The following is a 26,103-nucleotide window of genomic DNA, read 5'->3' as shown; positions in this document are numbered from 1 at the left end:
TTATTCGTCGGCCTCAGCATCGTAGGGCTGACGGCTGTTCTGGGGGCTGCTGCCGCCGGCCACCGCCCGGAACCGGGCACGGGACTTCTTGATCTCATCATAGGCCTCGGCCACCGCCTCCTCGGTGCGGCGGAGGGCGTCCTCACAGTAGTCGTTGGCCGCCTTCCGCAGGTCCCGGCTGCGCTCTTCGGCGGTACGCATCATCTCGTTGGCCTTCTGCTTGGTCTGGGCCAGCAGTTCGTTCTCAGACACCATCTGGCGGGCCTGCTCCTCGGCCTGCTTGCGGATGAGCTCGGCCTCCCGCTTGGCGGAATTGATATAATCGGTACGGGCGGCGATCAGCTTCTTGGCCTCGCTGAGCTCCATGGGGAACTGACCCCGCACTTCATCCAGCAGATCCAGAGCCTTGTCCCGCTCCAGAATGCACTTATCGCTGCTCAGGGGCATATTTTTGGCGTCTTCAATCATCTCATAGAGCATATCCAGTAATTCTTCCACACCGGTGGCCATCAGCGATCCCTCCCGCTTTCGATTTTTTGCCGGACATCCTCGATGATCTCACGGGGGAGAAAGTCCGACAGATCCGCTCCGTAACGGGCCATTTCCTTGACCACGCTGGAGCTGACATAGGTGTACTTGGCGCTGGACGGCAAAAACATGGTCTCCAGCCTGGGATTGAGTTTTCGATTGATGAGGGCCATCTGCAGCTCATTCTCATAATCGGACACTGCCCGCAGACCCTTCACCAGGGTGCAGGCCTTCTTCTGCCGGGCGTACTCCGCCAGCAGAGTGGAGGAGCAATCCACCTCCACATTGGGCAGCTTAGCCACCACCTTGCGGATGAGCTCCGTGCGCTCCTCCGGGGTGAAGAGGCCCCGGTTCACCTTCTCCGAGTTCACCAGCACGCAGACGATGAGCCGGTCAAAGCAGACGGCTGCCCGCTTGATAATATTGAGATGCCCCAGCGTGATGGGATCAAAGCTGCCGGGGTAGATGGCTGTCTTCATAAGGGCTTCACATCCTGTTGCCGACGGTACGGTGATAGAGGGTGAGTTTGATCTTGCCGTAGCGGTACTCCCGGCCCTTCTCGTAGGGGCCTTCCAGCTCCGGCAGCACCGACTCGGCGGCGCTTTCGCAGACTATTATACCATTTTCCGTCATGATGTCAATCTTGGCGATGGTCTCCAGGGCCTTTTCCAGCATACCGGTGCCGTAAGGCGGGTCCAGGAAAACCAGGTCAAATTTCTCCCGGCAGCCGGTGAGAAAGGCCAGATAATCCCCCTGGATCACCTTGGCACTGTCCGCCAGCTTGGTGTGGGCCAGGTTCTCCCGCACCACCGCCGCTGCTTCCCGCCGCAGATCCACGAAGGTACAGAAGGCCGCCCCCCGGGACAGGGCCTCGATGCCCATCTGGCCGGTGCCGGCAAACAGGTCCAGCACCTGCCGGCCCTCGATGTCAAACTGAACGATATTGAATACCGATTCCTTCACCTTGTCGGTGGTGGGACGGGTCTCCAGACCGGGCAGCTCCTTCAGCTTTCGGCCCCGGGCAATTCCGGTAATCACTCTCATGCGGGTCCTTCCCCTTTCGGATGAAAATAGTCAAATACCGCTTGAGCGGTGTTTTTGGGCACCACTTCCGCCAGCTGGGCCTGGGTGGCTTCCTTGATCTTTTTGATACTCTTGAAGTGCTTGAGCAGGTCGCTCCGCCGTTTCTCCCCCACGCCGGGGATCTGGTCCAGCACCGAGCCTTTCACCCGCTGGTTCTGCTGCTGACGGTGGAACTCGATGGCAAAGCGGTGGGTCTCCTCCTGGATCTGGCCGATGAGGGAGAAAATGGCCTGATTACCCTGGATGCCGATCTCCCTACCCTCCGGCGTCACCAGGGCCCGGGTACGGTGGCGGTCGTCCTTCACCATGCCAAAGATGGGAATGGACAGTCCCAACGTCTCCAGCACCTTCACCGCCACATTGGCGTGATTGACGCCGCCGTCGATGAGCAGCAGGTCAGGCTTGTCCGCGAATTTCTCGTCCCCTTCCAGGTAGCGCTTGAACCGCCGTGTCAGCACCTGTTCCATGGAGGCGTAATCATCAGGGCCGTCCATATCCTTCAGCTTGAAATGACGGTAATCCCGCTTCAGAGGACGGGCATTCACATACACCACCATAGAGGCCACGATGTCGTCGGCGCCCTGGTTGGAGATGTCGTAGGACTCGATGCGCCGGGGCGGAGCCGCCAGGTCCAGCATCTTCCCCAGCAGCTCCATCAGCTTGCTCTGCCGCTCCTCCCGAGTGGTCCAGCGCTCCACTTCCTCCACCGCGTTCTTGTTGGCCAGACGGATCAGGTCCATCTTGGCCCCCCGCTGGGGGGTCACCAACTCCACCTTGCGGCCTGCGTCCTCGGATAGCATCCGCATCAGAGGCACTTCGTCCTCCAGCTCACAGGGCAGCAGGATCTGCCGGGGCAGGTTTCCCCGGCCTCCATAGTATTGCCGCACCAGGGCGGACAAAATGTCCGCTGTTTCCTCCTCCATGGGGGTATCGATCAGGTCCCAGTCCTTGGCGGCCAGCTCGCCCTCCACAAAGTGGAGCACCACAAAGCAGCTCTTGGTGGCCTCTCCCTTGTGGAAGCCTACCACGTCGGTATCGGCCAGGGAACCGGCCACCACCTTCTGCCGCTTGCCCAGCAGTTCAATGGCCTTATAGCGGTCCCGCAGTTCGGCGGCCTTCTCAAAGCGCAGCTCCTCGGCGGCCAGTTCCATCTCCGCCTTCAGCTCGTCCCCCACCTCCTGAAACTTGCCCTCCAGCAGGCGGACGGCCTGGTCGATGGCCTCCCGGTAGCGGCTCTGATCCATGTCCTTCCGGCAGTAGCCGTCGCACTGGCCCATGTGGTAGTTGAGGCAGGGCCGCTCCTTGCCGATGTCCCTTGGAAACTTTTTGTTACAGGAGGGCAGGCGCAAGGCCACCCGCAGGGCGTCGATAATATTCTGGGTGTTGCCTCGGCTGCCGTAGGGACCGAAGTACCGGGCCCCATCCTCCGCCGCCCTGTTGGCTAGAGAGAACTTGGGGTACTCCTCCTTCACCGTCAGCCGGATGTAGGGATAGCCCTTGTCGTCCTTGAGCAGGATGTTATACCGGGGCTGGTGGCGCTTGATAAGGGAATTTTCCAGCACCAGAGCCTCAAACTCGGAGTCAGCCACAATGACGTCAAAGTGGTCGATCTGGCTTACCATGGCCCGGGTTTTTTCGGTGTGGGAGGCCAGGTTGGCAAAGTATTGGCTCACCCGGTTCTTCAAGGCCTTGGCCTTGCCCACGTAGATGACCACATTTTTGGCATCCTGCATGATATATACGCCCGGCTTCAGCGGCAGGGCATGGGCTTTCTCTTTTAATTCGTCAAAGGTCATAATAGAAGCTACAGGCCCTCCTCTTTGCCAGATTTATTATGCCCTGCCGCTGGGAGCGGCAGCGACCCGGCGCTCTGCGCCGTCCGAGCCTTTGGCCGTCGGCCAAACCTCGCCGCAGGGGCAATTCACTTGCCCCGAGGATGTCAAATCATCCCCTGGGGGTCCCCAAAAGGGCTCTGCGCTTTTGGGGGAATGGGGCATGGGCTTTTTCTTTCCGTTCATCCAGGGTCATAGAGGTGCGTCATGCCCTCCTTTCTGCGTAGCAGGGCGGTTATCTCATCATCGCCAGAAACGCATAGCCCAGAGTGGCTCCAAATCCATTTATAATCCCGTGGGTAATCATACTGGCGCCGATGCTTCTGGTCTTCCAGGCCACGAGTCCAAGGCCCAGCGCACCCAACGGCACTAAAAGAAAAGCGGATATGTTATAAACCCCCACATAGTAGACGTGGCCCGCTGCGAACAGCAGCGCCTGGAACAGCCAGATCCAGTGATCCTTCCAGCCACATTTCCGCAACCGCCCCCACAGAAAGCCCCGGAACAACGGCTCCTCCGCCGCAGCGGCATAGTCGATCTGATAGAGGACCCCATACGACAGCCGTCCCCCATGCAGCATCTGTCCTACAGACGGAAGTGTCGACACATCCACCATCTCCCGGAGCTGAAACGACGACAGGAATCCCCATATAATTGCCAACGCCGCACCGGCCAGCACCGCCGTACCGATGCAGCCTGCCGTCCGGCCTGCTCCCCGCCGGGGCAGCACCGGCCGCCGAAGGAGCAGTGCGATCAGAAGCATAACGGCAAGGACAGCCTTGATCTCCTGCCCGGGCAGGGCGTAGCCGCCCGCCATTCTCCCGACCAGCACGGCAATGGGCGCACACACCAGCAACACCAGAGCCAGTCTGTCCACATGGTACTCCGCCAGCCGCTTTCGCTCCAGAAAGATCAGGAGAAATGTCAGCAGGCAAGTCCCCACTTCAAAGATCACCGTAATCTGAATACTGTATGCAGGGGCAAAAACTCTACCCAGTATAATCCACGGAAACCGCAGGAACAGCAAGCCGCCTAATAAGATCCAGAACAGGGCTCGTTCTCGTTTCAGACACTTTGTCGTCTCCATGTCGGACCCCCATTATCCATTATCAAAAAAAGCGCCGCAGATGCGGCGCTTTTTTCTCTCGCTTTGGTCGCTTACTCAGAGAAGTTGGAGGAGATCAGCTCGATGAGAGCCTCCACAGCTTCCTTCTCGTCGGGGCCGTCTGCAATGAGGTTAATGGAAGTCCCCTTGACGATCCCCAGAGAAAGCACACCCAGCAGGCTCTTGGCATTGACTCTCCGCTCGTCCTTCTCCACCCAAATAGAGCTCTTGAACTCATTGGCCTTCTGGATGAAGAACGTAGCCGGTCTGGCGTGCAGGCCGACCTGGTTGTTCACAACTGCCTCTTTCATATACATAGCGTTTCCCCCCAAGATGCATTCGCATACTTCGTATAATAGGATAGCAAATTTATCCCAAACCGTCAATGACAAAATGCACAAAATCCGTGCAAGAATCTGTTTTGAATGACGAACCCTCTGGTTTTATTTCCGAATCAGAACGGAAACTCCATCACCGCAGCTCGGCGATGGTCACACCATCCTCCCCTTCGCCGTAGCGGCCGGGGCGGAAGGACTTCACATAGCGGCTGCGCTTGAGGTGCTCCCGCACCGCCTTGCGCACCGCGCCGGTGCCCTTACCGTGGATGATGCGCACCTCGTTGAGCCGTCCCAGCACCGCGTTGTCCAAAAACAAGTCCAGCGCACCGATGGCCTCGTCGGTCATCATGCCCCGCAGGTCTACCTCGGGAGAGGCTCCCAGGGAGCGCAGCTTGTGCTCTGCCCGGGCCACCACCTTCTTGGCGGCCTTGATGCTCTCCCCTTCCACCACCCGGACCTCGTCCTGTTTGGCGGTGATCTTCAGGATACCGGCCTGAAGCTGGAGGGAGCCATCCTTGTTGACGGAGAGCACGGTAGCCTGGGTGCCCATCTTTACCAGCTCCACTGTATCGCCAGCCTGGGCGGGGCGGGTGGGCGGCGGGACGGGTGCCTCAGGCCGCTGGCCCAGCTTGCCTTCGGCCTCGTTGAGTCTGTGACGCAGACCTGCCCGCTCGTCGTTGATCTTCTGCCAATCCTCTTCCTTCCGCTGGCGGCGGCGCATCTCGTTCAGTTCCTTGAACACCTGGTCGGCGGTGTCCCTGGCCTCGTCCAGGATGGCACGGGCCTCCGCCTGGGCCTTCTCCACCGCCTTCCGGCGCTGGGCATCCATCTGGGCCTTGTACTCCCGGGAGGCCTTGGCGGTCTCCTCCATCTCCCGGCGGAGGCGTGCTGCGGCCTCCTTCTCCTTCTCCATCTCCTGGCGCTGTTCGTCCAGCTGGGTGAGCACATCCTCAAAGCGAACGTTCTCCGCGTCAATGCGGGCGGCAGCCTTCTGGATGATGGACTTGGGCAGGCCCAGCCGCTCGGAGATGGCAAAGGCGTTGGACTTGCCGGGGATGCCGATGAGCAGCCGGTAGGTAGGCGCCAGGGAGTCCACGTCGAACTCGCAGGAGGCGTTCTCCACTCCCGGGGTGGTCATGGCATACACCTTCAGCTCGGCATAGTGGGTGGTGGCGGCCACCAGGGCCCCCATCTCCCGGGCGGACTCGATGATGGCGGCGGCCAGAGCCGCGCCCTCGATGGGGTCGGTACCAGCACCCAGTTCGTCGAAGAGGATGAGGGTGCGGTCGTCCGCCTCCTGCAAAATGCCCACAATATTCACCATATGGGAGGAAAATGTGGACAAGTTCTGGGCAATGGACTGCTCATCACCGATATCGGACAGCACCCGGTCAAAGACTTTTACACAGCTGCCGTCCCCCACGGGGATGTGGAGGCCGCACTGGGCCATCAGGGTCAGAAGGCCGATAGTCTTGAGGGTGACCGTCTTGCCGCCGGTGTTGGGGCCGGTAATCACCAGGGTGTCGAAGCTCTCTCCCAGCATCAGGTCGTTGGCCACCGCCTTGTTGGGGTCCAGCAGGGGGTGGCGGGCCTTTCGCAGATAGAGGCCCTGGTCGGACAGCCGGGGCGCACCCGCCCGCATCCGGTAGGCCAGCTTGGCCCGGGCAAAGATCACGTCCAGGATGATGAGCAGGTCGTAGTCCTGGCTGATGTCCTCTTTGTACTGGGCGCACTGGGCAGACAACTCCGCCAGAATGCGTTCAATCTCCTTCTCCTCCTTGGCCTGCAATTCCCGCAGCTCGTTGTTGGCCTTCACCACTCCCATGGGCTCAATGAAGAAGGTGGAGCCGGAGGAGGACACGTCATGGACCAGGCCGGGCACGTCGTTCTTGTGCTCCGACTTCACCGGCACCACGTAGCGGTCGTTGCGCTGGGTAATGATGGACTCCTGGAGGTACTTGGACTGGTTGGATGAGATCAGCTTGTTCAGGATGTCCCGCACCTTGGAGGCGGTAGCCCGGATGTGCCGCCGGATGGAGGCCAGCTCGGGGCTGGCGGCGTCGGCAATCTCGTCCTCCCCCACGATGGCCCCAGTGATGCGCTCCTCCAGGAACCGGTTGGAGGTGAGAGAGCGGAACAGGTGGTCGATGCAGGTCTTGGCCCGGTCCCCCTCTCCTTCGCCATACTCCTTGGCGGAGCGGGCGGAGCGCAGTACGGCTGCGATATCCAGCAGCTCCCGGGTATTGAGGGCGCCCCCCATGTTGGCACGCTGGAGGGAGGCTCCCACCGGCCGCACACCGGAGAAGGAGGGCGAGCCCCGCAGAGCGGTCATATTCACCGCGGCGGTGGTCTCGTCCAAAGCCCGCTGCACGTCGTCCACATCGGTCAGGGGGCGCAGGGCCAGACAGCGGTCCTTGCCCTCCTCGGTCACCGCCTGCTCGGCCAGCTTCTCCAGCACCCGGGGCAGTTCCAAAGTTTGAATGGATTTTTCAAATAAATCGGTCATGTAGGTTCTCCAAATTGCATGATATCCAGAGGCGGGCCAGTGTCCCGCCCCTGTGGGTTATCCCATCAGTTCACATTTCAGGGTAATCAGGGCCCGGCCTCCCACCCGTACCTTCACACTACCGTTGTCCTCGGTGATACGGCTCAGGATCTCAGAGGGCTTGCCCATCTTCTCTCCCTGCACAAAACGGTTATCCGCCCCGGCCTGGATCAGGCCTCGGCGGAACAGATAATAGGTCAGGGCCCCATTGGAGGTGCCGGTGGCCGCCTCCTCCGGGATGGCGTACAGGGGGGCGAAATTGCGGCAGTGGGCGGCGGCGTCTGGGGTGTGGGGGCAAAACATATGCACCCCCACCACGTTGTAGTGCTCCGACAGACGGGTGACCTCCGGCTCATTCTGGACGGCCCTGTCCAAGGTCTCCAGATCCCGCACCGGCAGCAGAATGTCCATGAGGCCGGTACTCACCGCCTGGGGCTCCAGGCCCTCCGGCCGGTCAGCCAGGGACAGGCCATAGGCGGCATACAGTTCCCCCTGCTCCTCCTCCGAAAAGGTACGTCCATCGGCGGGCGGTGCCATATCCATCCATACAGCGTCCCCTCCCACCCCGATCTCCAGATCTCCGGAGCGGGTATGGAGGGCGTAATCTCCGGGAACGATGGCCCCGGTATCCCGCAGGACAGTGAAGGCGGCGATGGTGGCGTGGCCGCACAGGTCCACCTCCTCGGCGGGGGTGAAGTAGCGGATATGGAAGGCCTTGTCCCCGGTCCGGCGGACAAAGGCTGTCTCGGAATGCTTCAATTCCCCGGCCAGGGCACGCATCAGGGATTCCTCCGGGAAGTCTCCCTCCCCCAGGAGAGCCACGCCGGCCTGGTTGCCGGAAAAGCGCACGGTGGTAAAGGCGTCTGCCACATACAGTTCCATGTTACATCCCCGCTTTCAGTTCATGATAAAAATCCAGGGTGCGGAATCTCCGGTCCAGCTGGGTGCGCAGGAAGCCCTCACACACCCGGGCCAGGCAGTCCAGCCCCCCTTGGTCCAGTTGAAAGGAGAACAGCCGCTTGGGATCGCCGTAGAGAATGTGCCGCAGGGCGGACAACGCCCCCTCCGTCAGGGGCAGGGAAGTGCCCTCCCCCACCTCGCTTTTGCAGGAGGCACAGTGGAGCACGCCCTCCGCCAGGTTCAGCATGGGCTTTTCCGGGTCAGGCCTGCCGCATACCGCGCAGGCATCGGCAAGAGGCTCATAGCCCTCCAGGGCCATGAGCTTCATCTCATAGGCTCCCTTCACCAGGGCCTGGGGCTTGTTCAGCTTGTCCAGAGCGTGAAGGCTGTTCAGAATGAGGGACATGGCGGCCGGATCGGGCCGTCCCTCCACCGCCACCGCTTCCATCACCTCGGCAAAATAGGAACCCAGGGCCAGCAGCTCCACGTCGGATTTGACGTGCCAGAACTGCCGGATGGACTCGGCCTCGTTGAGGGTGATCCGGTCCTGGTAGAGAAAGAGGGTCATATCGGAGTAGACCAGCAGCTGGGCGGAGGCCGCCAGGGGGCTGTTTTTCTTCCGGCAGCCCCGGGCCTTTACGGTGCGCTTGCCCCCCTCGGCGGTGAGGACGGTGAGGATCTTGTCGGACTCCTTGTAGTTGACCTCCCGCAGCACCAGGCCCTGTGTAGCGATGTGCATTTTACTCGTCCCGGTAGCCAAAGTTGTGGATGAGATTCAGGTTGTCCCGCCAGCCCTCCTTGACCTTGACCCAGGTCTGGAGGAACACCTTGGTGCCCATAAAGGCCTCGATGTCGGTGCGGGCCAGGGTGGAGATCTTCTTGAGCATGGCTCCCCCCTTGCCGATGATGATGCCCTTGTGGCTGGCCTTCTCACAGTAGATGGTGGCGTCCAGGTCGATGATCTCGTTGTCCCGCTCGGAGAAGCGGGTGATCTCCACGGCGGTGCCGTGGGGGATCTCCTTGTCCAGGCAGAGCAGCAGCTTCTCCCGGATAATCTCGGCGCACACCTGCCGCTCAGGCTGGTCGGTGACCATGTCGTCGGGGAAAAGCTGGGGGCCCTCAGGCAGGAACTCCGCCAGCAGGTCCAGCAGCTCATTCACGCCCTCATTCTGCTTGGCGGAAATGGGCAGGATGGCGTTAAAGTCGTTGGCCTGGCCGTAGGTCTGCATGACGGCCAGCAGGGCCTCCTTCTCCACCGTGTCCATCTTGTTGATGACCAGGATGGAGGGTACGCCCAGCTGCTTGATGCGGGCGATAAGCTCGGCCTCGGGGCCACCAATGTGGGGAATGGGCTCCACCAGCAGCAGGATGGCATCCACGTCGGCCACGCTCTCCTTGATCACCTTTACCATGTAGTCGCCCAGCCGGGTGCGGGCCTTGTGAAGGCCGGGGGTATCCAGGAAAACGTACTGGCACTCCCCCCGGTTGACCACGGCGCTGATGCGGTTGCGGGTGGTCTGGGGCTTGTTGGAGACGATAGCGATCTTTTCGCCCACCAGGGCGTTGGTCAAGGTGGACTTGCCCACGTTGGGCCGGCCCACAATGCTGATCATTCCGGATTTTTTGATTTCCATAGGTGATCCTCAACTTTCTTGAGCAATTTTATTCATATACGGTCTTTTTTCACAGACCGCATATTTTACTATCTGTCCTGCTTCTCCAGCAGGGTACGAATGGCGGAGAGTTCTTCTTTCAGCTCGGAGTGCTCTTTCGCAAGCTTTTCCCGCTCGGCCGCAGCCGTACCTACAACGATGCCCAGCAGGGCCATGAGGAGGAACATCATCACCAGTTCAATCAGGCCGTTCCCCCCGCCCAGGCCGCTCAGCACCATGAGGATGAGATAACAGAGGCCGATGGAGATAAATCCTCCGCCGATGATATATGCCAACCGCATTGTCACCCCTCCTGGTCTCTGGTAATCCCCAGTTGCTCCAGAATGGCCTCCTCACGCGCTCGCATTTGGGCCTTCATGGGGCCCTCATCCATGTGGTCGTACCCCAGCAGGTGGAGCACCGAGTGGACGGCCAGATAGGCCACCTCCCGACGGGTACCGTGGCCGTACTCCTCCCCCTGGGCGCGGGCCCGCTCCAGGGAGATCACCATATCCCCCAGAGGTACCAGGTTGTCGCCGGGGTCGGCGTCCTCCTGGGTGGGGTTCTCACCGGGCTGGAACTCGAACATGGGGAAACTAAGCACGTCGGTGGGCCTGTCCACCTCCCGCTGCTCCAGATTAATCTGGTGAATGCCCTCGTCGTCAGTGAACAGCACGTCCACCTCGCAGGGCACATCCACCCCCTGGACGTCCAGAGCGGCGGGGATCACCTGCCGCAGCAGGTCGGCATACTCCTCCGCCCCGTCTACCTCGGTCTCAATGATGATCTCGTGGTTCATGCCTTCCGGCCCTCCTTTTTGGCCCGGCGGTTCTCGTCGGCCTCATAGGCCTTGATGATCCGCTGGACGATGACGTGACGCACCACGTCGGACTCGTTCAGGCGGCAGATGGCGATATCCTCCACCCCGTCCAGCACCCGCATGGCCTCCTTCAGGCCGGACACAGTGTCGCGGGGCAGGTCGATTTGGGTGATGTCGCCGGTGATGACGATCTTGGAACCGAAGCCCAGGCGGGTCAAAAACATCTTCATCTGCTCCCGGCTGGTGTTCTGGGCCTCGTCCAGGATAATGAAGGAGTCATCCAGGGTGCGGCCTCTCATATAGGCCAGGGGAGCCACCTCGATGTTGCCCCGCTCCAGGTACTTCTGGTAGGTCTCGGGCCCCAGCATCTCAAAGAGGGCGTCGTATAGGGGCCGCAGGTAGGGGTCTACCTTGCTCTGCAAATCGCCGGGCAGGAAGCCCAGCCGCTCCCCCGCCTCCACGGCGGGCCGGGTTAGGATGATGCGGTTGACCTGCTTGTCCCGGAAGGCGGCCACGGCGGCGGCCACCGCCAGATAGGTCTTGCCGGTGCCCGCCGGGCCGATGCCCAGGGTAATGGTATTTTTCTTGATGGCATCCACATACCGCTTCTGGCCCAGGGTCTTGGCCTTGATGGGCTTTCCCTTGGCGGTGACGCACAGGACGTCCCGGGCGATGTCGTTGATGTGGGACTCATTGCCCGCCTTTACCAGATTGATGATGTAGCGCACGTTCTGTTCGGTGATGGTCTCCTTCCGCCCCGCCAGGCCCAGCAGGCCCTCAATGGCCTTGACGGCGTGCATCACGTTTTCCGCCTCGCCGGACACCTTCAGCTGGTCGTCCCGGCTCACCACCGTCACATCCAGTTCATGCTCCACCAGCTTGATATTCTCGTCAAAGGATCCAAAGACGTCTACCACGTCCTCCATCCGCTCGATATTGATGGTCTGTTCTATCATGGATCGGCCTCGTTTTCTTGTGTAGTGGAATCGGGCACAAATGTCCCGATCTCTTCCCGGCACTCTGCCTGGAGGGTCACGGTCAGCATCCCGTTCTCCGTCTCTACGGTAAACTCTGTGCTGACGATCTCCCCCTCCCCTACCGCCTCTTCCAGCGCCTCCAGCAGGCGCTCTTTCAGCATGGCCTCCGCCGCGTCCGGCTCCACGGCCAGCGTCTCCAGTTCATAGGCCCGGCAGGTCTCCCGCTGGACGGCCAGGGGCATCTCCTCGCCGCCGGGCAGGGTCAGGGTCCAGGTACAGCTTATTTTATCATACCTGTCGAAAGAAATTCCACCCTTTCCAAAAAAATCGGTCCGGCGGCCCAGGGCGGTGACTGACCACAGATTGGTCTCCTCCCCGGTGTACCGCTTCACCTGAGCCTCCAGGGGCAGCTGAGCCGCCATGGTGCGCCAGGTCCGGGCGTACACCCGGCCGGAGGCCCGCACCTGTATCTGTCCGATCTCCGGCTTATCGCTGTAGGCCGGGCCTTCCAGGTGGACAGTGCCCGAGATGAGAGTCTCCCCCTCCAGCACCGTATCCCCCACCTTCACCACCGCCTCGCCAGTGAGAGCCTCCACACGGGTTACAATGCCGGAGGCCCGGGCCACCACACTGCCATACTCCTGGGCGTCCACCAGTTCGGGCGCCTCCACCGCCTCCCGCACCAGCACTTCCGCCCGGGTGCCGTACAGATTGATGGACAGCCAGGACAGCTGGGGCAGCTGGAGCAGCACCTTGTTGCCCACCGTCCGCTCATCCAAACCGGGGCCGAAGGTACCGATACCCAACCCCTGCCGCCTCAGTTCGGTGAGGATCTGGGCGGTGGGCACGGTGGTGTTGCCCTTTACTTCAATGGTCAGCACAAAGGAGGACAGAACGCACACCGCCGCCATGGACAGGCCCATCCCCACCCAGAAGGCATACCGCTTCTTGAACCGGGCCAGGAAGTAGGGCATTCCGCTTCGTCCGGCAGGGGTAACGGTACACAGCGTCCGCTCCCCCAGGGCGGCGGCCTGACGGCTGCCCCGGCGGGTGACGGTGAGCCGCAGACGGGTGGCCTCCATCCACTCCACATTCCAGAACAAAATGCCCCGCTGAGCGCACAGGTTGAGGAACCGCTCTGGAAAGGCTCCCTCCACCTCCAGACGCACACTCCCCCGCAGGGCGTTCACCAGCCGCAGCAGCATTCCTCCACCTCCTTTTTCAGGTCAGATCCACCCCGTCGATCTCGCCGGTGATGAGCAGCTGGCTGGCGTTCATGGATTTCAGCTCCAGGTTGCTGCCCCGCACCTTGATGACCAGCTTGCCGCCGGAGATGTGGATCTCCTGGCTGCCATAGGCCAGGATGCCCTTGTGGTTTTCCATCCGCAGCTCCCGGCTGCCGGTGAGCTCCACCCTGGGCAGGCCGGCCACCACGTCCCCGGGCAGGTCCAGCACCTCCGCCGTCTTTTCCAGCAGACCGGGCCGTTTCCGGTCTCGTTCCATGGCCTCCACCCCCTCCGACCTATGCTTATGCGGGGTGGTTGTCCCATTTGACAGGAAAAGGGCGGGCCAGCGGCCCGCCCCAGAATGGGATATGCAGTTTTTACACGCCGGTCAGGTCAAAGGGCGGAATATATTCCGCCTGGGCGGCCTCCGTTCCCTGGGTAAAGCCCTCCAGCCCCAGATCCGCCATGTAGGCCTCCGCCGCCCGCACCTCCGAGGGGCGCACCCGGCGGTTGATCTCCGGATAATCCGCCGCACGGCCCCAGGGAATGTACTGGCTCATAAGGGAGAAGAGTACCTCTCCCGGCTCAAAATGCTCCGCCACCCAGTCCATCACCCGCTTGGCCTCGGCCAGCTTGCCGGGCAGCAGCAGGTGGCGGATGACCACCCCCTGTTTCAGCAGCCCGTCCTCATACCGGACGGGACCGGTCTGGCGGAACATCTCCAGGATAGCCGCCTCCGCCGCCTGGGGATAGTCCGGCGCATCGGAGTAGCGTCCGGCATAGTCGCCGGTGCGGTATTTATAGTCGGGCAGGTAGATCTGGACCTTGCCCTCCAGAGCTTTCAGGGTCTCCACCCGGTCGTAGCCGCCGGAGTTCCACACCACTGGCACCGGCAGAGGCTCGGCCAGCGCCGAGCGCACCACATGGGCGTAGTGGGTGGGGTTTACCAGATTGATGTTGTGGGCCCCCTGATCAATGAGTTCAAAGAAGATGGCCCGCAGCCGGTCCACCGTGATGGGTTTTCCGAAGTCCCGGTGGCTGATCTGCTCATTCTGGCAGAACACACACCCCAGGGAGCAGCCGGAGAAAAACACGGTGCCCGAGCCCTTTGTACCGGAGATGGGGGGTTCCTCCCACATATGGAGAGCCGCCCGGGCCACCACCGGGGCTTCTGGCATCCGGCAGCGGCCCTCACCCCGGTCGGCCGTACGCACCGCCCCGCACTTCCGGGGGCAGAGATTACAGATCATTTCAATGGTTCCTTTCCGCTTTCCTGGGACTTACTTTTGCTTGGGGCCCAGGTTGCCCTCTTTCCAGTGCTTACGGCACAGGCCGATGTATCGGTCGTTGGCCCCCAGCACCACCTGCTCGCCCTCCTTGAGCACATTGCCTTGCTCGTCGAAACGGGCGTTGCACAGGGCCTTCTTGCCGCACCAGCAGATGGTCTTGACCTCCTCGATCACGTCGGCGCTGGCCAGCAGCTCCGCCGAACCGGGGAACAGGTCCCCCTTGAAGTCGGCCCGCAGGCCGTAGCAGATCACCGGGATATTCCAGTCGTCCACCAGGTCGGTGAGGTAGCGCACCTCCTCCCGGCTGAGGAACTGGGCCTCATCCACGATGATGCAGGCATAGGGCTTCAGCTCCCGGGGGGTCATCTCCATCAGGTCAGAAAAATAGATGCAGTCGTGGCTCAGCCCCGCCCGGGAGGCCACAAACCGGGCCCCGTCCCGCTGATCGATGGCAGGCTTCACCAGCAGGGCATCCTGGCCCCGCTCCTCATAGTTGTAGCGCACCATCAGGGCGTTGGCGGTCTTGCTGGAGCCCATCACTCCATACCGGAAATACAGCTTTGCCATGGTTCCTCTCCTTCTCCTTTAAGCCGCCCCTCCACCGCAGGCTTGAAGGCCTGAAAGGCGTTGGGCACGGCGTAGTCCCGGTCCAGTTCCTCCAAAGTGGCCCACACCCAGCCCTCAGGCAGGGTATCGCCGGCCGTCTGGACCAGCACGGCCTTCATATGCCACTCGATATGGGTAAAAATGTGCTTGCCTGACGGCCCCTGCTCCAGGGAGAGGGCCTCCACCGGGCAGGGTGCGGGGGACAGCTCGTTGGGATACTCCCACAGTCCCGCCAGCAGGCCCCGGCTCTTCCGCCGCCGGAGGGCCACCGACCCATCCCGGAAGATGAGGAACACCGTCCGCTCCTCCACCCGCCGGGCCTTTTTGGCCGCCTTTACCGGCAGTTCCCCGGTGCGCTCCGTCAAACGGGCCATACAGAAGTCTCTGGCCGGGCACTGATCGCACAGGGGGGCGCCGTTGGGCAGGCACACGGTGGCCCCCAGCTCCATCAGGGCCTGGTTAAAGTCCCCGGGGGCATCCACCGGCATGACCCGCTTCAGAGCCGCTCCCATCCGGGCCTTGGTGTCCGGCTTCATAATATCCCCGTCGTCCCCGGTGATGCGGGCCACCACCCGCAGCACATTGCCGTCCACCGCCGGTTCTGGGATGCCAAAGGCGATGGATGAGATGGCTCCGGCGGTGTAGTCGCCGATACCAGACAGGGCGTGGATGGCCTCATAGGTATCGGGAAAGACGCCGCCGTGATCCTCCATGATCTGGCGGGCCGCCTTTTGCAGGTTGCGGGCCCGGTTATAATAGCCCAGCCCCTGCCACAGCTTCATGAGCCGATCCTCCTCCACCGCCGCCAGATCAGCCACAGTGGGCAGTTCCGCCAGAAAGCGTCGGTAGTAGTCCAGCACCGCCGCCACCCGGGTCTGCTGGAGCATGATCTCGCTGATCCATACATGGTAGGGGGTGGGGTCGCTGCGCCAGGGCAGCACCCGGGCATTTTCCCGATACCATTGCAGCAGCGGGATGGGAAGCAGTTCCAGGGGTTCCAAAGGCATACCTCCAAAGTCTGATTGTTATCCCGCTCATTATATAATGGCCGCCCTCCTTTTTCAATTCCCACGGTTCTACAAAATTTTCTTCGCCCCCTTGCGCTTACCAACAGGTTACCTCTATAATGTTAGATAAGCAATCAATCTCGACTGGGGGTATCTGTTGTGGCCGCGGGTTCCGGCATCAGGGGCTTTCCAGCGCTGTTCTGGCGCCGGTGGAAGGGGGCCTTTTCCACCATTTTGTTCTACGTGGTCCAGTTCCTGCTGGTAACTTGGATCTTCGGCAGCACCTACGCCATGGTGGTCTCCTGCTCCACCACCCTGTTTCAGCTCCGCCGGAAGGAGGCCAACCGGCTGGAGGACTACGCGGCCATGTGCCTCATGTCCCTGCTGCTGTGCCTGCTGGCCTTTGCCGCCGCCCTCAATGTGTGGCTGTGCGCCATCCTGAATTTCGCCGTACCCTTCTTCCTGGTGTTCTGGAAGTGCAGCCAGTTCACCCCCAAGGGCCACATGGGCTACGCCATGACCTTCGTCTTTCTGGAGCTGCGTCCACCCACGCTGGAGCAGCTGCCCATTCAGCTGGAGGCGGTGGGCTTCTGCTGCGTACTGCTGGTGATCGCTCTGCTCATCAACGCCAGGGTAACCCACATCACCAGTGACCCGGCGGGTCAGATTTCCGCCAGCCTGCTGCGGCTGGCCGATCTATTGGACGGACTGGCTGACGGCGGCGACGACAAGGCCGCCGGCAAGGAGCTCTACGACCTGGCCCGCAGTTTCCACCGGAAGGGCTATGACCGGCGGCACCTGCTCCACCTGCCTGACCGGCAGAAGCGATGCTATCATCTGCTGGCTCTGCTGTTTCAGCGGGCCTCCTATCTGGTCACCGACGGTCCCTCCTGGCAGGACGCCAAAAACACCCCGACTTTCCCCCATACCATGCACACCCTGGCGGAGGTGGTGCGGCAGCTGCAAAGCGCCTGGGAGCCCGCCGCCCGGCAGCGGCTGGCCGCCCGCATTCAGGCCCTGCTTGACAATACCGACCTGCCCCAGGGCCGTCTGCGCATCTTCTACCGCAGCGTACTCCACACCCTGCTGCTCCTGTGCCGGGAGTCCTTCCACGCCCAGCACGACCCCTTTTTCCGCAAGGTGCCCTGGCGGGCTGCCTGGAGCAGCCTGTGCCAGCGGTTCTCCCCCGCCCGGTTTGAGTTTCGCTTCGCTCTGCGTCTTGCGGTGGTTATGACCATCAGTACCACCGTCAGCTTCCTGTGGGAGTTTGAGCACACCTACTGGTTTCCCCTCCATGCCTTCCTGCTCCTCCAGCCCAGCTATGAGGAGAGCGCCCACCGGATGGTCACCCGCCCCGTGGGCACAGCCATCGGCTGTGTCATTGTCCATCTGGTGTATCCCTGGCTGCCCGGCCTACCAGGTATCTTTGTGTTCTCCCTCATTATGATCTCCCTGATGTACTGCTGTACCCCAGGCACCTGGGTCCATCCCATTTTCTCCACCTCCTTTGCTCTCACCATGGCCACTTTAACGGTACAGGAGACCGAAGCCATCGGCCTGCGGCTCATGTATCTGGGTATGGCAGTGGCGCTGGTGCTGGTGGTCAACACCTTCCTGCTGCCCAACCGGAAGGAGCCCCAGTTCCGCCGGAACTTCCAGGAGCTCTACCGGCTCCAGGCCTACTACTGGGAGGTCATCCGCCGCAGCCTCCGCCAGCCGGTGGACCCCGCCCTGTTCAGCGAACTGCTCTCCCAGTTCCACATGGTCTATCATGAAGCTGCCCAGTACACCGACCATCAGGCCCCCGAGGAGGCCGAATACCACCGGAAACGGCTGGTGATCCTGTGGAATATGTTCTCCGAGCTGGAGCAGACAGAAGGTCTTATCCAGTCAGGGGCCGTCACGCCGGAGGAGCAGACCGCCCTGGACAGCGTGGCCGCCGCCCTTGGCGCCCGGATCTGTCCCCTCACCGATCTGAACGGCGTCCCGGTGGAGACGCTGCCCCAAGGGGAACTGTGCTATGTGGTCCGCCGTTATATGGAAAACGCCCAGACCCTGGCAAACGCATAACAACAGCCGCGCCGCAGAAACAATTTGCGGCGCGGCTGATTTTTTCGCACCACGCAATGAAAAGGGCCCGCCAAATACTCTAATAGGCAGAAAGGGGGGCGCCACCCTTGACCGAACAGGAATTTGCGACCCGTACCGAGGCACTTAAGGCCAGACTGTAAAGGAGGCCATCCGCCGCCTGCCTCGGGATTTGCGGGCAGTCATCATCCTGCGCTACTTCCAGGGTCTCACCCTGGCGGAGACAGCGGAGGCCCTGGAGATCCCAACCGGCACCGTCTCCACCCGGCAGCGCAAAGCCCTGTCCCTGCTGAAACTGGAATTAAGCGAGGAGGCTTGAACCATGGACCGTATGGAAGAATACCGCCTGCTCCTGGATGAGCTGGAGCAGACGCCCTCCGGGCTGGAGTCCGCCCTGCCCCGGGCCAGGGCCAGACGTCGGCGCCGGCTGAGCCGATGGGTGGCCGCCCCCGCCGGCAGCGTGGCCGCCATGTTTGCCGTCTTTGTGCTGCTGGTCAACCTGGTAACTCCCTTCGCCCTGGCCTGCTCCAACATCCCCATCCTGAAGGAGCTTACCGCCGCCGTGGCCTTTTCCCCCAGCCTGAAAGCCGCCATTGAGCACGAATATGTCCAGCGGGTGGCGCAGAGCCAGACCGACGGCGACGTGACCATGAAGGTGGAATATCTCATTGTGGACCAGAAGCAGGTCAATGTCTTCTTCTCCCTGAGCAGTGACCGCTATTCCCAGCTGGACGGCTCCGGGGATATCCGAATGGCCGACGGCCAGCAAGCCCATGCCAGCCTCTCCTTCCCCCAGACCCCCAGCGACCCGAAGGAGCTGCGACGGATCTCCATCGACTTTCAGGAGGAGGACGTACCCGATACCCTGATCCTGGACTATAAGGTGTGGGCGGCGGACGACACCGAAGCCTCTGTTCCGTCGGAAGATTCCGGCCTGTGGAACGATCCACCCGCTGATCCCGATGCGGTGGCCAACTTCTCCTTCACCCTACAGTTCGACCCCAACTTTACCAGCCAGGGCAGTCAGATCACCCTGGACCAGCCCTTCACTCTGGACGGCCAACAGCTGAAAGTAGTGGGGCTGGAGATCTACCCCACCCACGTCCGGGTGGACATCCAGGAGGACGAGGCCAACACCGTTCAAATCAACAGCCTGACCTGCTGGCTGGAGGACGACAAGGGCGTGCGCTATGACCGGCCTCAGGGGCTGATCGCCCACGGCGATGGCGGCACCCCCCGGGTCACCTCCTACCGCTTTGAGAGCAGCTATTTTGAGGATGCCCAGCACCTGACCCTTCACATCGAAGGAGCCATCTGGCAGGACAAAGAGGAACACTGGGTCACGGTAGATCTGACCACTGGCCGGACTGATCCTCTGCCCGACGGCATCACTCTGGCTCGAATTGAGGAAATCGACGACATCCCCACCCTCACCTTCCGGGCCCCCACCCTGGCAGACGGCATGGTGTTCCGCCAGGTGGTAGGTCCCATCTACCGCGCTCCCGACGGAAGCGAGCACCACTTCAGTATGGCATCCCACACCATCGCCAGAGATGAGGACGGGACGGAGCTGGAGGGCATCTTTGAAGAGTCCGTTCCCCTGAAAGATTATCCCTTTGACCAGGTGGAACTGGAGATCCTGGATTACCACACCTCCACTTTGGACACTCCCATCACGCTCACTCTGAACTGAACCGCAAAAAGGGGCCCGGCCTGTTTGACAGGCCGGGCCCCTTTTTCACGCTTACTTCCGCTCCAGCTGCTCCTCCAGCAGTTCCACCGCCTCATACACCATCCGGTCGCAGTGGCACTTGCGCTCTTCGCCCCGCTCCTCCGCCAGGCGCAGCAGAGTAGCACAGTCCAGGGCCTGGTTATGCTCCCGGAACCGGCGCATCAGGTCCAGGGCGGCGTTGTTGTCGGCCCCCGCCATACCCAGGGCCATCAGGGCCCCGGTCACCGCGCCGCAGGTGGCGCCGTGCTTCATGCCCGCCCCGAAGTGGGCTCCCAGTTGGTAGGCTGCCTCCTTGCTCAGTCCGCACTGGTCGGCAAAGGGCACCAGCACCGACTGGCAGCAGTTGAAGTGGATATCGGTTCGGGCCCGCAGGCCCTTGGTCTCTTCCATACGGTCCATAGAATCTTTTCTGTCCTTTTCTTGTTAATTAAATACGTCCCCCTGCTCGGCAAAAAGACGTTTCACCCGTCCCAGCAGTCCGGTGTGCTCCGGCAGAGTCAGGCCGGGGTCGGAGCGGAGCAGTTCCTCGGCGGCAGTCTGTGCCTCCTTCAGCACCCGCATATCCCCCGCCAGATCGGCAATGCCCAGCTGAGGCAGGCCGTGCTGCCGGGAGCCGAAAAAGTCGCCGGGGCCCCGGAGGCGCAGATCCTCCTCCGCGATTTTAAATCCATCGTTGGTTTTTGACAAGACCCGCAGCCGCTCCCGGCTGTCCTGGCTGCGGGTGGAGGTCACCAGCACGCAGTAGGACTGGTGCTTGCCACGGCCCACCCGGCCCCGCAGCTGGTGGAGCTGGGAAAGGCCGAATCGGTCGGCGTTCTCCACGATCATCAGGGCGGCGTTGGGCACGTCCACCCCCACCTCGATGACGGTTGTGGATACCAGCACATCCAGTTCCCCGGCGGCAAAAGCGGTCATAACCGCGTCCTTCTCCTTGCTCTTCATCTTGCCGTGGACCAGGCCCACTCGCAGGTCGGGAAAGACCTGGGTCTGGAGGGTCTGGGCATAGGTGACAGCGGCTTTCAGGTCAGCTGCCGGGCCGCCGGGACCCGGTTCCTCTCCGTCAGCCTCCCCCTCTTCCACAGCGGGACAGACCATATAGACCTGACGCCCCTCTCCCACCAGCTTGCGGACAAAATTGTACATCCGCTGCCGCTTATCTTCCCCCACCACATAGGTCTCCACCGGGGAACGACCGGGGGGCAATTCATCCACCACCGACACATCCAGATCGCCGTAGATGATGAGGGCCAGGGTGCGGGGAATGGGGGTGGCCGACATGACCAGCACGTGGGGGGTACCGTTGGCCTTGGCCGCCAGAGCCGCCCGCTGGCCCACGCCAAAGCGGTGCTGCTCGTCGGTGACCACCAGCCCCAGCTTTGCAAAGGTCACTCCCTCACTCAAAAGGGCGTGGGTGCCGATAGCCAAATCCAGCTCGCCGCTCTCCAGGGCGGCATACACCGTCTTGCGGGCCTTGCCCTTCACCGCGCCGGTGAGCAGTCCTACCCGCAGTCCCGCCTGCTCCAGCAGAGGGGACAGTGAGCGGTAGTGCTGCTCGGCCAGCAGCTCGGTGGGGGCCATCAGGGCACACTGATACCCGTTTTTCGCCGCCAGCCAGGCCCCGTAGGCTGCCAGCATGGTCTTACCCGAACCCACGTCGCCCTGGACCAGCCGGTTCATGGGAGCGCCGGAGGTGAGATCGGCAGTCATCTCCCCAATCACCCGCCGCTGTGCCCCAGTGAGAGAGAAGGGGAGCAGATTTAGGAAGTCCTCCTCTGGGAACTGTTCAAAGGGCAGCCCTGCCGCCTTGTCCCGGCGGGTACGCAGCAGAGCCATGCCGCAGGTGAGATAGAACAGCTCCTCGAAAATGAGCCGCCGTCGGGCCACCGCCAGGGCATCCTCATCGGCAGGGAAGTGGACGTTGCGGACAGCAAACTCCGCCTCGGCCAGCTGGTGGGCCTGCCGCAGGTCATGGGGCAGGCTCTCCTCCACCTGGCCGGCACATTCCTCCGCGCACCGGAGGGTGAGCCCCGCCAGCAGGTTGTTGGACACCCCGTGGGTCAGGGAATATACCGGCAAAATGCGGCCGGTGAAGCGCACCTTGTCCACCCGCTCGCACACCGGGTTGGTCATCTGCCGCCGGGCGCCCTCACCTTCCACCTTGCCGAAACAGACGTAAGTTTCCCCCGTCCGCAGGGCATCCTTCAAATAGGCCTGGTTAAAAAAGGTGGCGGTGAGGCTGCCGGTGTCATCCACCAGGCGCACCTTCACCAGCTCCAGCCCCTTTCGGATACGGGAGAGTCGGGGCGGCTCGGCCACCATCAGAGTGAGGCATACCGGCACATCCGCCGGCGCCGAGGCAATGGAGGCGCTCTTCCGCCGGTCCTCGTAGTCCCGGGGATAGTAGCCCAGCAGATCACCCACGGTAGTCAGCCCCAGACGGGCCAGAGCTTTGGCCCGCGCAGGACCCACCCCAGGCAGGGCCTCCACGCCGGTCTTTAGTGTCAGCGACATGATCTCACCTCTTTTGCATCGTTCTATACCATTTTTGCATAAAAAGTTTCCAGGCTTCCATTTTCGGAAGGGAAGATAGTGTGAAAGGAAACCATCAGGGTGTCCTTTCGCGTCCAGTCAAAACTTTTTAAAACTTCTCAGAAGTTTTAAAAAGGCACTCAGTTTGTCGAAACCGCTTTTCGACAAACTGAGTGTAGCATATTTCCTATTTCCCGGCAAGCGGCCGGGAAGATTCCTGTAGTTCCCGCCAAGATTTGCAATTTTAAAGAAAAATGATTGCAAATACTTTAGCGTATAAGATATAATGTCACTACTGGTATAATATCATAGGGAATATGCCCGGAAAGGACCGGGCCCTCAGCCCCGGGCACGAAGGAGTGACCGGGGATTGCTTGCACAGTAAGAGATTTTTGTTAGAAAGGACGGACAGCATGGCGGAATGTAAGTTCAACAAGGTCCTGGTGGCAAACCGGGGCGAAATCGCCATCCGGGTATTCCGGGCCTGCTACGATCTGGGCCTGCACACGGTGGCCATGTATTCCAACGAGGACACCTTCGCCCTTTTCCGCACCAAGGCGGACGAGGCCTATCTCATCGGCGAGAACAAGTCCCCCCTGGGGGCCTATCTGGACATCCCCTCCATCATTGACCTGGCCAAGCGCCGCAACGTGGACGCCATCCACCCCGGCTACGGCTTCCTGAGTGAGAATGCCGACTTTGCCAAGGCCTGCGAGGATGCCGGCATCACCTTCATCGGCCCCTCCTCCAAGATTCTGGCTCAGATGGGCGACAAGCTGACGGCCAAGGCCATTGCCAAGGCCTGCAACGTGCCCACCATCCCCGGCTCCTCTGAACCACTGAAAAGCGGAGAAGAGGCCCTGGAGAAGGCCATCTCCTACGGCTTCCCCATCATTCTGAAGGCGGCCGGCGGCGGCGGCGGCCGCGGTATGCGCCGCTGCGACAAGCCGGAGGAAGTCATCCCCGCCTTCAATCTGGTGAAGAGCGAGGCCAAGAAGGCCTTCGGCAACGAAGACATCTTCATTGAGAAGTACCTGGTGGAGCCCAAGCACATCGAGGTACAGATCCTGGGCGACAAGCACGGCAATGTGGTCCACCTGGGCGAGCGCGACTGTTCCCTGCAGCGCCGCTACCAGAAGGTGGTGGAGTTCGCTCCCGCCTTCAGCGTGCCCGAAGCCACTCGCCAGAAGCTGTATGAGGATGCCGTCAAGGTGGCCAAGCACGTGGGCTATGTCTCCGCCGGCACCGTGGAGTTCCTGGTGGATAAGGAGGGCAACCACTACTTCATCGAGATGAACCCCCGTATCCAGGTGGAGCACACCGTCACCGAGATGGTCACCGGTGTGGACCTGGTGCGGGCCCAGATCCTCATTGCCGAGGGTCACCCCCTGTCCACCCCTGAGATCGGCATCCCCTCTCAGGATGCCGTCCACATGAACGGCTATGCTCTTCAGTGCCGGGTGACCACCGAGGACCCGGCCAACAACTTCGCCCCCGACACCGGCAAGATCACCGCCTACCGCTCCGGCGGCGGCTTCGGCGTCCGTCTGGACGGCGGCAACGCCTACACCGGCGCTGAGATCTCCCCCTATTACGACTCTCTGCTGGTCAAGGTCACCTCCTGGGACAACACCTTCGAGGGTGTGTGCCGCAAGGCCATGCGTGCCATCAGCGAGGAGCACGTCCGCGGCGTCAAAACCAACATCCCCTTCGTCACCAACATTCTGGCCCACCCCACCTTCCAGGCCGGCCAGTGCCACACCAAGTTTATCGACGAGACTCCCGAGCTCTTCGACATCGACACCGGACGGGACCGTGCCACCAAGATCCTCAAATATATCGCCCAGATCCAGGTGGACTCCCCCTCTGCCGAGCGTCCTCAGCATGACATTCCCCGTTTCCCGCCCTACGAGAACACCCCGCCCAAGTGTACCGGCCTGAAGCAGCTGCTGGACAGCAAGGGTCCCGAGGCGGTGCGGGACTGGGTGCTGGACCAGAAGAAGCTGCTCATCACCGACACCACCATGCGGGACGCCCATCAGTCCCTGCTGTCCACCCGGGTGCGTACCCGGGATATGCTGAAGGCCTCCGAGGGCACCGCCGAAATCCTCAACGATTGCTTCTCCCTGGAGATGTGGGGCGGCGCCACCTTCGACGTGGCCTACCGGTTCCTTCACGAGTCTCCCTGGGAGCGTCTGCGGCTGCTGCGGGAGAAAATCCCCAACATTCCCTTCCAGATGCTGCTGCGGGGTGCCAACGCCGTGGGTTACACCAACTACCCCGACAACCTGATCCGCGCCTTTATCAAGGAGGCCGCCATCGGCGGCATTGATGTGTTCCGCATCTTTGACTCCCTGAACTGGATCCCCGGCATGGAAGTGGCCATGGACGAGGTGCTCAAGCAGGGCAAGCTGTGCGAGGCCACCATCTGCTACACCGGCGACATCCTGGACCCCAAGCGGGACAAGTACACCCTGGAGTACTACGTCAACATGGCCAAGGAGCTGGAGAAGCGGGGCGCTCACCTGCTGTGCATCAAGGATATGTCCGGCCTGCTGAAACCCTACGCCGCCAAGAAGCTGGTGTCCACCCTGAAGCAGGAGATCGGCCTGCCCATCCATCTGCACACTCATGACACCTCCGGCAACCAGGTGGCCGCCTATCTGATGGCCGCCGAGGCCGGCGTGGACATCGTGGACTGCGCCATCGACTCCATGTCCTCCATGACCAGCCAGCCCTCCATGAACGCGGTGGTGGCCGCCCTCCATGGCCAGGAGCGGGACACCGGCCTGGACAGCGACAAGCTGCAGAAGCTGTCCGACTACTGGGCCGACGTGCGCCTGCGCTACAGCAAGTTTGAGGCGGGCATCAAGAACCCCTCCACCGACATCTACCGCTACGAGATGCCTGGCGGCCAGTACACCAACCTGAAGAGCCAGGTGGAGAGCATCGGCCTGGGCCACCAGTTCGAGGCGGTCAAGGAGATGTACAAGACCGTCAACCATATGCTGGGCGACATCGTGAAGGTGACTCCCTCCTCCAAGATGGTAGGCGACCTGGCCATCTTCATGGTGCAGAACGACCTGACTCCCGAGAATATCGTGGAGCGGGGCGAGGCCCTCACCTTCCCCGACTCCGTGGTCAGCTACTTCAAGGGCATGATGGGTCAGCCCGCCTGGGGCTTCCCCGAGGACCTGCAGAAGGTGGTCCTCAAGGGCGAGAAGCCCATCACCTGCCGCCCCGGCGAGCTGCTGGAGCCCATCGACTTTGAGAAGGCCCGGGAGGAGGTCCGCAAGTTCTATCCCGACGCTTCCGACCACAACGTCATCTCCTGGTGCCTCTATCCCAAGGTGGTGGAGGACTTCTACCGTCACCGTCAGGAGTACGGTTATATCATGCGCATGGGCAGCCATGTGTTCTTCAACGGCATGGCCCTGGGCGAGACCAACAAGATCAACATCGAGGACGGCAAGACCCTGGTCATCAAGTATATGGGTCTGGGCGACCTGAACGAGGACGGCACCCGCAACGTGCAGTTCGAGCTCAATGGTATGCGCCGCGAGGTGGCCGTGCCCGACAAGAGCGCTACCGCGCAGGCCCGCAAGGTCAATCTGGCCGATCCCTCCGACAAGAGCCAGGTGGGCGCCTCTATCCCCGGCATGGTGTCCAAGGTGAACGTCAAGCCCGGCGACAGGGTGGAGGAGAACCAGGTCCTGGCCGTCATCGAGGCCATGAAGATGGAGACCTCCGTGGTGGCCCGCATGGCGGGTACCGTGGACGAGGTACTCATCAAGGAAGGCGGCTCCGTCAAGGCCGGCGAGCTGCTCATCACTATTAAATAATACA

The 26,103-nt window shown here is 61.8% G+C and carries 23 protein-coding genes and 1 pseudogene; 4 read left to right on the top strand and 20 right to left on the bottom strand.

Annotated features, from left to right (window positions below; translation table 11 throughout):
- The 18 genes from B5G06_RS05610 to mutY form a co-directional block, all read right to left on the bottom strand.
- Positions 1–510, bottom strand: coding sequence for a hypothetical protein (locus B5G06_RS05610; RefSeq protein ID WP_087188111.1), 510 nt, complete (start codon positions 508–510; stop codon positions 1–3).
- Positions 510–1,007 (bottom strand): pantetheine-phosphate adenylyltransferase, encoded by a 498-nt coding sequence (coaD, locus tag B5G06_RS05605; protein ID WP_087188110.1) that lies wholly within the window; start codon positions 1,005–1,007, stop codon positions 510–512. The genes B5G06_RS05610 and coaD overlap by 1 nt, the downstream gene beginning before the upstream one ends.
- A 7-nt stretch (positions 1,008–1,014) precedes the next feature.
- On the bottom strand, positions 1,015–1,572 hold the full coding sequence (rsmD, locus tag B5G06_RS05600) for a 16S rRNA (guanine(966)-N(2))-methyltransferase RsmD (protein ID WP_087188109.1): 558 nt from the start codon (positions 1,570–1,572) through the stop codon (positions 1,015–1,017).
- Complete coding sequence (gene uvrC / locus B5G06_RS05595; protein WP_087188108.1) at positions 1,569–3,407, bottom strand: excinuclease ABC subunit UvrC; 1,839 nt, start codon at positions 3,405–3,407, stop codon at positions 1,569–1,571. The genes rsmD and uvrC overlap by 4 nt, the downstream gene beginning before the upstream one ends.
- 271 nt (positions 3,408–3,678) lie before the next feature.
- Complete coding sequence (locus tag B5G06_RS05590) at positions 3,679–4,530, bottom strand: CPBP family intramembrane glutamic endopeptidase (protein ID WP_087188107.1); 852 nt, start codon at positions 4,528–4,530, stop codon at positions 3,679–3,681.
- A 71-nt stretch (positions 4,531–4,601) separates the two neighbouring features.
- Entirely contained in the window at positions 4,602–4,865 is a 264-nt protein-coding gene (locus B5G06_RS05585; RefSeq protein WP_007495691.1) for an HPr family phosphocarrier protein, read from the bottom strand.
- Between the two features lie 154 nt (positions 4,866–5,019).
- Positions 5,020–7,392 carry an endonuclease MutS2 gene (locus B5G06_RS05580; RefSeq protein WP_087188106.1) on the bottom strand — a complete coding sequence of 791 codons (2,373 nt, stop codon included), beginning with the start codon at positions 7,390–7,392 and terminating at the stop codon, positions 5,020–5,022.
- A 57-nt stretch (positions 7,393–7,449) separates the two neighbouring features.
- On the bottom strand, positions 7,450–8,313 hold the full coding sequence (locus B5G06_RS05575; RefSeq protein WP_087188105.1) for a PhzF family phenazine biosynthesis protein: 864 nt from the start codon (positions 8,311–8,313) through the stop codon (positions 7,450–7,452).
- Between the two features lies 1 nt (position 8,314).
- Positions 8,315–9,070 (bottom strand): DNA repair protein RecO, encoded by a 756-nt coding sequence (gene recO / locus B5G06_RS05570; protein WP_087188104.1) that lies wholly within the window; start codon positions 9,068–9,070, stop codon positions 8,315–8,317.
- A 1-nt stretch (position 9,071) separates the two neighbouring features.
- On the bottom strand, positions 9,072–9,965 hold the full coding sequence (era, locus tag B5G06_RS05565) for a GTPase Era (protein ID WP_087188103.1): 894 nt from the start codon (positions 9,963–9,965) through the stop codon (positions 9,072–9,074).
- 68 nt (positions 9,966–10,033) lie between these two features.
- The gene (locus tag B5G06_RS05560) at positions 10,034–10,285 is read right to left on the bottom strand and encodes a hypothetical protein (RefSeq protein WP_087188102.1); all 252 of its coding nucleotides are present in this window, start codon (positions 10,283–10,285) and stop codon (positions 10,034–10,036) included.
- 2 nt (positions 10,286–10,287) lie between these two features.
- Positions 10,288–10,782, bottom strand: a complete 495-nt coding sequence (gene ybeY / locus B5G06_RS05555; protein ID WP_087188101.1) for an rRNA maturation RNase YbeY — start codon at positions 10,780–10,782, stop codon at positions 10,288–10,290.
- A complete protein-coding gene (locus B5G06_RS05550; protein ID WP_087188100.1) occupies positions 10,779–11,759 on the bottom strand; it encodes a PhoH family protein in 981 nt (326 codons plus the stop codon). Before B5G06_RS05550 ends, ybeY begins: the two co-directional genes overlap by 4 nt.
- The gene (locus tag B5G06_RS05545) at positions 11,756–12,985 is read right to left on the bottom strand and encodes a sporulation protein YqfD (protein WP_087188099.1); all 1,230 of its coding nucleotides are present in this window, start codon (positions 12,983–12,985) and stop codon (positions 11,756–11,758) included. The genes B5G06_RS05550 and B5G06_RS05545 overlap by 4 nt, the downstream gene beginning before the upstream one ends.
- 16 nt (positions 12,986–13,001) lie before the next feature.
- A complete protein-coding gene (locus B5G06_RS05540; RefSeq protein ID WP_087188098.1) occupies positions 13,002–13,283 on the bottom strand; it encodes a YabP/YqfC family sporulation protein in 282 nt (93 codons plus the stop codon).
- Positions 13,284–13,383: 100 nt separating this feature from the next.
- Positions 13,384–14,256 (bottom strand): 4Fe-4S cluster-binding domain-containing protein, encoded by an 873-nt coding sequence (locus B5G06_RS05535; protein ID WP_087188097.1) that lies wholly within the window; start codon positions 14,254–14,256, stop codon positions 13,384–13,386.
- Between the two features lie 30 nt (positions 14,257–14,286).
- Positions 14,287–14,862, bottom strand: a complete 576-nt coding sequence (locus B5G06_RS05530; RefSeq protein WP_087188096.1) for a thymidine kinase — start codon at positions 14,860–14,862, stop codon at positions 14,287–14,289.
- Positions 14,832–15,902 (bottom strand): A/G-specific adenine glycosylase, encoded by a 1,071-nt coding sequence (gene mutY, locus B5G06_RS05525; RefSeq protein ID WP_087188095.1) that lies wholly within the window; start codon positions 15,900–15,902, stop codon positions 14,832–14,834. The genes B5G06_RS05530 and mutY overlap by 31 nt, the downstream gene beginning before the upstream one ends.
- A gap of 165 nt (positions 15,903–16,067) precedes the next feature.
- Between mutY and B5G06_RS05520 the strand changes: the two genes are divergently transcribed.
- The 3 genes and pseudogenes from B5G06_RS05520 to B5G06_RS05510 all read left to right on the top strand — a co-directional run bounded on the left by B5G06_RS05520 (position 16,068) and on the right by B5G06_RS05510 (position 19,689).
- Positions 16,068–17,978 carry an FUSC family protein gene (locus B5G06_RS05520; RefSeq protein ID WP_087188094.1) on the top strand — a complete coding sequence of 637 codons (1,911 nt, stop codon included), beginning with the start codon at positions 16,068–16,070 and terminating at the stop codon, positions 17,976–17,978.
- Between the two features lie 166 nt (positions 17,979–18,144).
- Positions 18,145–18,315 (top strand): annotated as a pseudogene (locus B5G06_RS05515) (sigma-70 family RNA polymerase sigma factor); the annotation flags it as partial.
- 3 nt (positions 18,316–18,318) lie between these two features.
- Positions 18,319–19,689: a DUF4179 domain-containing protein gene (locus B5G06_RS05510; RefSeq protein ID WP_087188093.1), complete on the top strand. Its 1,371-nt coding sequence runs from the start codon at positions 18,319–18,321 to the stop codon at positions 19,687–19,689.
- Between the two features lie 51 nt (positions 19,690–19,740).
- Here the strand turns inward: B5G06_RS05510 and B5G06_RS05505 are convergent, their stop codons facing one another.
- Both B5G06_RS05505 and recG read right to left on the bottom strand, forming a co-directional pair.
- Positions 19,741–20,127 carry a C-GCAxxG-C-C family protein gene (locus tag B5G06_RS05505; protein ID WP_087188092.1) on the bottom strand — a complete coding sequence of 129 codons (387 nt, stop codon included), beginning with the start codon at positions 20,125–20,127 and terminating at the stop codon, positions 19,741–19,743.
- A gap of 24 nt (positions 20,128–20,151) precedes the next feature.
- Positions 20,152–22,239, bottom strand: coding sequence for an ATP-dependent DNA helicase RecG (gene recG, locus B5G06_RS05500; protein ID WP_087188091.1), 2,088 nt, complete (start codon positions 22,237–22,239; stop codon positions 20,152–20,154).
- A 431-nt stretch (positions 22,240–22,670) separates the two neighbouring features.
- Here recG and B5G06_RS05495 point away from each other — a divergent pair, with 431 nt between their 5' ends.
- Positions 22,671–26,099: a pyruvate carboxylase gene (locus B5G06_RS05495; RefSeq protein WP_087188090.1), complete on the top strand. Its 3,429-nt coding sequence runs from the start codon at positions 22,671–22,673 to the stop codon at positions 26,097–26,099.
- Positions 26,100–26,103 lie beyond the last annotated feature (4 nt).

This window comes from Flavonifractor sp. An52, assembly GCF_002159385.1.
Lineage (GTDB): Bacteria > Bacillota > Clostridia > Oscillospirales > Oscillospiraceae > Flavonifractor > Flavonifractor avicola.
This window is presented reverse-complemented; position numbering and strand designations above follow the sequence as displayed.

Coding starts and splice junctions, on each gene's coding strand:
- B5G06_RS05610 (WP_087188111.1), bottom strand. CDS start 510: ATGGCCACCGGTGTGGAAGAATTACTGGATATGCTCTATGAGATGATT.
- coaD (WP_087188110.1), bottom strand. CDS start 1,007: ATGAAGACAGCCATCTACCCCGGCAGCTTTGATCCCATCACGCTGGGG.
- rsmD (WP_087188109.1), bottom strand. CDS start 1,572: ATGAGAGTGATTACCGGAATTGCCCGGGGCCGAAAGCTGAAGGAGCTG.
- uvrC (WP_087188108.1), bottom strand. CDS start 3,407: ATGACCTTTGACGAATTAAAAGAGAAAGCCCATGCCCTGCCGCTGAAG.
- B5G06_RS05590 (WP_087188107.1), bottom strand. CDS start 4,530: ATGGAGACGACAAAGTGTCTGAAACGAGAACGAGCCCTGTTCTGGATC.
- B5G06_RS05585 (WP_007495691.1), bottom strand. CDS start 4,865: ATGTATATGAAAGAGGCAGTTGTGAACAACCAGGTCGGCCTGCACGCC.
- B5G06_RS05580 (WP_087188106.1), bottom strand. CDS start 7,392: ATGACCGATTTATTTGAAAAATCCATTCAAACTTTGGAACTGCCCCGG.
- B5G06_RS05575 (WP_087188105.1), bottom strand. CDS start 8,313: ATGGAACTGTATGTGGCAGACGCCTTTACCACCGTGCGCTTTTCCGGC.
- recO (WP_087188104.1), bottom strand. CDS start 9,070: ATGCACATCGCTACACAGGGCCTGGTGCTGCGGGAGGTCAACTACAAG.
- era (WP_087188103.1), bottom strand. CDS start 9,965: ATGGAAATCAAAAAATCCGGAATGATCAGCATTGTGGGCCGGCCCAAC.
- B5G06_RS05560 (WP_087188102.1), bottom strand. CDS start 10,285: ATGCGGTTGGCATATATCATCGGCGGAGGATTTATCTCCATCGGCCTC.
- ybeY (WP_087188101.1), bottom strand. CDS start 10,782: ATGAACCACGAGATCATCATTGAGACCGAGGTAGACGGGGCGGAGGAG.
- B5G06_RS05550 (WP_087188100.1), bottom strand. CDS start 11,759: ATGATAGAACAGACCATCAATATCGAGCGGATGGAGGACGTGGTAGAC.
- B5G06_RS05545 (WP_087188099.1), bottom strand. CDS start 12,985: ATGCTGCTGCGGCTGGTGAACGCCCTGCGGGGGAGTGTGCGTCTGGAG.
- B5G06_RS05540 (WP_087188098.1), bottom strand. CDS start 13,283: ATGGAACGAGACCGGAAACGGCCCGGTCTGCTGGAAAAGACGGCGGAG.
- B5G06_RS05535 (WP_087188097.1), bottom strand. CDS start 14,256: ATGATCTGTAATCTCTGCCCCCGGAAGTGCGGGGCGGTGCGTACGGCC.
- B5G06_RS05530 (WP_087188096.1), bottom strand. CDS start 14,862: ATGGCAAAGCTGTATTTCCGGTATGGAGTGATGGGCTCCAGCAAGACC.
- B5G06_RS05510 (WP_087188093.1), top strand. CDS start 18,319: ATGGACCGTATGGAAGAATACCGCCTGCTCCTGGATGAGCTGGAGCAG.
- B5G06_RS05505 (WP_087188092.1), bottom strand. CDS start 20,127: ATGGACCGTATGGAAGAGACCAAGGGCCTGCGGGCCCGAACCGATATC.
- recG (WP_087188091.1), bottom strand. CDS start 22,239: ATGTCGCTGACACTAAAGACCGGCGTGGAGGCCCTGCCTGGGGTGGGT.
- B5G06_RS05495 (WP_087188090.1), top strand. CDS start 22,671: ATGGCGGAATGTAAGTTCAACAAGGTCCTGGTGGCAAACCGGGGCGAA.